At 44.1% G+C, this 5,633-nt stretch carries 8 protein-coding genes; 5 read left to right on the top strand and 3 right to left on the bottom strand.

Translation table 11 applies throughout. The features are described from left to right. Positions 1 to 118: 118 nt before the first annotated feature. Positions 119 to 613, bottom strand: a complete 495-nt coding sequence (locus FHQ30_RS09935; RefSeq protein ID WP_267963851.1) for an ATPase — start codon at positions 611 to 613, stop codon at positions 119 to 121. Next, positions 600 to 779 (bottom strand): hypothetical protein, encoded by a 180-nt coding sequence (locus FHQ30_RS09930; protein ID WP_139611896.1) that lies wholly within the window; start codon positions 777 to 779, stop codon positions 600 to 602. The genes FHQ30_RS09935 and FHQ30_RS09930 overlap by 14 nt, the downstream gene beginning before the upstream one ends. A 129-nt stretch (positions 780 to 908) precedes the next feature. Between FHQ30_RS09930 and hinT the strand changes: the two genes are divergently transcribed. The 5 genes from hinT (at position 909) to rlmC (ending at position 4,838) form a co-directional block, all read left to right on the top strand. After that, positions 909 to 1,271, top strand: a complete 363-nt coding sequence (hinT, locus tag FHQ30_RS09925) for a purine nucleoside phosphoramidase (RefSeq protein WP_139611895.1) — start codon at positions 909 to 911, stop codon at positions 1,269 to 1,271. Positions 1,272 to 1,386: 115 nt separating this feature from the next. Next, positions 1,387 to 1,749 carry a YcfL family putative periplasmic lipoprotein gene (locus tag FHQ30_RS09920; RefSeq protein ID WP_139611894.1) on the top strand — a complete coding sequence of 121 codons (363 nt, stop codon included), beginning with the start codon at positions 1,387 to 1,389 and terminating at the stop codon, positions 1,747 to 1,749. A 5-nt stretch (positions 1,750 to 1,754) separates the two neighbouring features. Continuing rightward, positions 1,755 to 2,582, top strand: coding sequence for a phosphotransferase (locus FHQ30_RS09915; RefSeq protein ID WP_139611893.1), 828 nt, complete (start codon positions 1,755 to 1,757; stop codon positions 2,580 to 2,582). Then, complete coding sequence (nagZ, locus tag FHQ30_RS09910; RefSeq protein ID WP_139611892.1) at positions 2,579 to 3,616, top strand: beta-N-acetylhexosaminidase; 1,038 nt, start codon at positions 2,579 to 2,581, stop codon at positions 3,614 to 3,616. Before FHQ30_RS09915 ends, nagZ begins: the two co-directional genes overlap by 4 nt. A gap of 1 nt (position 3,617) precedes the next feature. Continuing rightward, a complete protein-coding gene (gene rlmC / locus FHQ30_RS09905) occupies positions 3,618 to 4,838 on the top strand; it encodes a 23S rRNA (uracil(747)-C(5))-methyltransferase RlmC (protein WP_139611900.1) in 1,221 nt (406 codons plus the stop codon). 22 nt (positions 4,839 to 4,860) lie between these two features. On the opposite strand, the gene FHQ30_RS09900 is transcribed toward rlmC, so the two are convergent. Beyond that, complete coding sequence (locus FHQ30_RS09900; RefSeq protein ID WP_139625167.1) at positions 4,861 to 5,097, bottom strand: hypothetical protein; 237 nt, start codon at positions 5,095 to 5,097, stop codon at positions 4,861 to 4,863. Positions 5,098 to 5,633 lie beyond the last annotated feature (536 nt).

The raw sequence follows: 5,633 nt of genomic DNA, 5'->3' as shown, positions 1-5,633 counted from the left end.
GTTATAACGTTGGATTATTGATGAGAGAAAAGTTTAGATTTAATAATTCTTCAACGAGATTTTGAATCCAATCGACTAACTCTTCGTGACAATAGATCCCATTTTGAGTAAGTGTAAGTTATAATATAGGATAACTACCTGAATTATCATAAATATAACTGGTATCAGCGAGACGAATAGCGTGGATCAAGTTTTCTCTGCTTTCAATAAAGCGTTTACGAATTAAATCTCCATCAATCCAATGCCCACCAGCAGCAACACGATTTGTTACACGCTCAATATTCAGATCCGGGTCTTTTAGTCCGACATAATTTAGAATAACTTCAAATTCAGCTTGCTTAGCTTTTGCAATACGTTGCAACACCGATATTCCTGATAACGTGGATTCCATTGAAAAAGAGGTGGGTTCTTTAATCGCTTGCTGATATAGTCTGAGGGATTTTTTGCCAGCTTGGATATCTGCTGCTCTGGGATTGTTAGGGTTGATCTCTTTAGCAATGTGATCTGAATCAATAATCACATTTACGCTATCGTGATTAAATTGGCGTAAAGTAGACTTTCCTGCGCCATTTGTGCCGCAGTAAAAAATAGCTTTAACGTTATTTTTTGGCATGTTTAATAATCTTTTCCGTCCCGTCGGGATAATGATTAACAATATTGCCCTGCTTATCCATATAGCAAACTACTTCATCTTTCATTTTTTCATTCATCCACGCGGTAAAAGTAGCTTTTAAAATGGCTTGTTTTCGTTCGATTTGTCTTAATTTTTCTATATCCATACTTTACTTCCGTATGTGCTGCTCGGCTGCTGTTAGCATACTGCGATTTTTACGCAATAGCAACTTGCCAAAAACGGCTAACTTCATTATTCTTGCTGAAATTTATGTGTGGAAAACAGGGGAAACATGATGGCAGATCAGAAAGTACAAGAGACGATTTTTAGCAAGATTATCCGGCGCGAAATTGCGGCGGATATTGTGTATCAGGACGAGTTGGTTACTGCTTTTCGTGATATTTCGCCACAGGCGCCAACGCATATTTTGATTATCCCGAACAAACTGATTCCGACGGTTAATGCGGTGTCGGCGGAAGATGAACAGGCGTTGGGGCGTTTATTTGTGGTGGCGGCCAAGCTTGCAGCGCAGCAGGGTATTGCCGAAGACGGTTATCGCTTGATTGTCAATTGCAATCAGCATGGTGGACAAGAGGTTTTTCATTTGCATATGCATTTGCTGGGCGGGAAAAAATTAGGGGCTATGTTATCTAACTAAAAGTGTTATCTAACTAAAAGTGTTATCTAACTAAAAGTGTTATCTAAATAAAAATGTTATCTAAATAAATGTAAGCTAAATCAAAGTGCGGTCTTATTCAATACAAGGATACAAAATGAAACGGTTTTTAAGTTTGTTGGTTTGCAGCATGCTGCTTGTCGCCTGTTCTAGCGCACCTCCGCGCTATTTGGCGGATAGCCAGCCGATTGTCAATATTGATTCGGCAGTTGCAGCAGCAACCAACATCAATGCCGGTAGCCAACAAGTGACACTGACAAACTTGAGCCGACAATTGCTGGCGTTGCAATATCAGATCACTTGGTATGACCAAGACGGCGTGACCCAGCTCAGTAACTGGGCGCAATTACCGCCATGGACAAAAATAGTGCTGCAAGGCGGGCAGGCGGAACGTATTCCGTTGCAAAAGCCGACCCAAACCAGTACCAATTATCGTATTTATATTAAAGGCGCAGAATAATCGTTATGTTATTAGCGGATATTTTACAAGCCGAATTTTGGCAGGGCGAAGTGGTTAGCTGCAAAGCCTTGGGTGGCTTAAGCGGTGGCAGTTATTGCGTCACGGTACAGCATAAAAAATCGCGTAAGCAGCGGTTTTTATTACGACTGCAAACTGAGACGTCGCAACGCCTTGGCTCAATGCGCCGGCTTGAAGGTGATATATTGTTTAACTTACAAGCATTGCCGTTCGTGCCAAAAGTTTTTTATCAAGGCGAGGATTTTTTGGTGTTGAGATGGATTAGCGGGCGGGTGTTGGGCAAGTGGCGCAATGAAACGTTAAGCGCATTGGCGCAGCGTTTGCAAAGTTTGCATCATTATTCGGTACTGCACGGGAGCAAACTCGGCGTGTTACCGCAGTTGGATCTGATCCAGCAAATTTTCTTTTTATTGCAGCAATTGCCTGCGGAGCAGCAAGGCAATTGGTTGCTGATGCTAGATAAACTCACGCCGTTTCAAGAAAATGAGATTCAAGTGGTGGCGCACCACGATCTACATTTGCAAAATTTAGTGAACAGTCAAAACAGCGGTTTGAGTATCATCGACTGGGAATACGCCGCCTTGTCCAATCCGGCGTTGGAGCTGGCATTTTTCTTTGTTAGTAATAACTTAACAGAAAAACAGCAGCGCTATTTTTTAGCACAATATTTGAAAAACAATAGCTTGATCAGCGAAGATCGCACTTTCACCCAATCGATTGCCAGCTATTTTCCTTGGGTGAAATTGCTTAATCAATTGTGGCTGAAGGTTCAGCAAACGACAGCGCTCGACACAGAGGCAGGAGTATTGCGATGACAACATTATTAATCGATTTACAGGCTTATGAATTGACCGCCGAAGAGGTGGAATTGCTACAACATCCGTTGGTGGCGGGGCTGATTTTGTTCAGCCGTAATTTTCATGATCGCCGACAATTGCAAGCCTTGATCCAAGCCGTGCGACAACAAGTGAAAAAACCACTGTTGATTACGGTTGATCAAGAAGGCGGACGCGTGCAGCGTTTTCGCGAGGGCTTCAGCCGATTACCGGCTATGCAGTCCTTTGCCTTGATGGAAACAGACCCCCAGCAACAACGACAGTTGGCACAAGAGGCTGGTTGGCTGATGGCGGCGGAAATGACGGCGCTGGATATTGATCTGAGCTTTGCGCCGGTGCTGGATCTGGGTCATCAAAGCAAGGCGATTGGCGATCGCAGTTTTGGCGAAGATGTAAACTTGGTGGTGGCGTTGGCAGAAGCATTTATCGACGGTATGGCGCAAGCCGGAATGGCGGCAACCGGCAAACATTTTCCGGGGCACGGGCATGTGATTGCCGATTCTCATCTGGAAACGCCAATCGATAATCGTCCGAAAGAAACGATTTTTGCCGAAGATGTGCAACCGTTTGCCCGTTTGAGCAATGCCGGAAAATTGCAGGCAGTGATGCCGGCGCATGTGATTTACAGCCAATGTGACAGCCAGCCGGCGAGCGGTTCAGCGTATTGGCTGCAAACAGTATTACGCCAACAGCTGGGTTTTGATGGTGCCATTTTCTCTGATGATCTGGGTATGAAAGGTGCCGGTTTTATGGGCGGTTTTGTCGAGCGCTGTCAAGCTTCGCTGCAAGCCGGTTGTGACTTGCTGCTGTTGTGCAATGAGCGTGAGGGCGTGATTCAGGTGCTGGATAATTTGCGACACTCAGCGACAGCAGCAAGCCAAGTGCGGTTACACCAGCTATTCAAGCGAAAAACGATTGATTGGAAGGCATTGCAGGCGACCAGTCGCTGGGTTGATGCCAACCGCACTTTGGACCGATTGCAGCAGCAGTGGCTTGATGTTAAATATGCCTAATTTGTTATCTTGTCAGCATTTTCAACAGCGGCAATGCGGCTCTTGCCAATGGCTTGAGTTGCCCTATGCACAACAATTGGCACGCAAACAGCAGCATCTGCAACGGCAGTTGGCGGCGTTTGATTTGCGTGCAACACAATGGATTGAGCCGTTTTGCTCTGAGTTAAGTCAATTTCGCAATAAAGCCAAAATGGTGGTCAGTGGCAGTGTCGAGCGCCCGATTTTAGGCATTGTCAACGATCCGAATGATCCGCAAAGTGCGGTTGATTTATGTGATTGCCCACTTTATCCGTCACGTTTTCAAGCGATGTTTCCGGTATTGAAAGATTTTATCGCCCGAGCTGGTCTAGTGCCGTATAACCTACAAAAGCGCAAAGGTGAATTGAAATATATTTTGCTGACTGAGAGCCGTTACAGCGAGAAATTGATGTTGCGGTTGGTGCTGCGCAGTGAGGTAAAACTGGCGTTAATTCGGCGTGAATTGGATGGTTTATTACAGAGCTTGCCACAATTGGCAGTAGTCTCGTTGAATATTCAGCCGCAGCACGCGGCAATTTTAGAGGGCGAACAGGAAATTTTTCTAACCGAGCAACAGGTGTTGGAAGAACGGTTTAACGGTATTCCGCTGTTCATTCGCCCACAAGGATTTTTTCAAACCAACCCACAAGTGGCGAGCGCACTTTATCATCAAGCGCAAGATTGGCTGCGTACACTGCCGATTTCAAACTTTTGGGATCTTTTTTGTGGTGTCGGTGGTTTTGGATTGCATTGTTTAGCAGCGTTGCGGCAAGCGCAGCCGGATAAGATTATTTCATTGATCGGCATTGAAATTTCTGCCTCAGCCATTGCCAGCGCCCGTTTATCACTTGAACAATCGGGTTTAAGTCCGGCAGAGCAAAGTGCGGTCAGTTTTCAGTCGCTTGATTCTGCTACCTTTGCCATCGACGACGAGAGCCGGCAAAAACCGCAGTTGGTGATTGTCAACCCACCACGACGTGGCATCGGCAGCGAATTAGCCGCTTTTTTAAATGATTTTGCCCCTGACTATATTTTATATTCTAGCTGTAATGCCGTGAGTATGGGCAAGGATTTGCTACAGCTCAGTGATTACCGGATCAGCAAAATACGCCTGTTCGATATGTTCCCACATACCCATCATTATGAAGTTTTGTTGTTGTTACAACACAAAGCGCTGACCTCTACTTTGCCCATTTCCGCATAGTCGACCGCACTTTGCATAAGATTTAAGGTGCTACAGCATTATCAATAACCACGGTGACGTTAGCGGATCGAGTATAAGGATCGGCTTTTACGGTGTCGATTCTCTTCGTTTCAAGAACAATTTTTTGCGGTAGCACCGCTTTCATATTTTCTTCCGGTAGTATGCATTGTAACGCAAAATCTCGGATATAGCCCTGATTGACTTGTTTGGTATAGGTTTCGATGTTTTGTTGTGATAAGCCCATCGGGCTAGATAACATAAGAAGGGGCATCAAACCGATTAGAAATGTATTTTTTACTATTTGATGATTATTCAATTTATGTTCTCCATCAGGAATATTTTTAGCAAGATATTGTAGAGTTTGAATTTTGAGATACTGATTTTGGCGTCCAGCAATCAGTACTAAAAGTGTAAAGTGCGGTCTGCTGAATAAAATAGAGAAGATAAAAAAACGAAAACGCTTGCCTACGCCAAACAGATTGGGTTGACTTGCTTGCTTGCTTGCTTGCTTGCTTGCTTGCTTGCTTGCTTGCTTGCTTGCTTGCTTGCTTGCTGGTAGGGATCGTTTGCTCTTGATTCACGATAATCCGTATTACGCTCTGATTAAATTATTTTCGCATTAAAACATTTTTTTACATAAATTGCAATAATTGTACTGTTTCAGGGTTGATTGAGATTTTTTAGTGGAGTTTTTAGTGGAATAAATTGGTGAGATAGTAGTAATGTAAAGAGGATAGAGGATAGAGGAAAGAGGAAAGAGGCTATTAAGTTTAATAGCCTCAGATTATTGACAAA

It is taken from the genome of Testudinibacter sp. 'clade 2' (assembly GCF_006227735.1).
Lineage (GTDB): Bacteria > Pseudomonadota > Gammaproteobacteria > Enterobacterales > Pasteurellaceae > Chelonobacter.
Note: the sequence above shows the minus strand (reverse complement) of the source record. Positions and strands in the feature narration are given on the sequence as shown.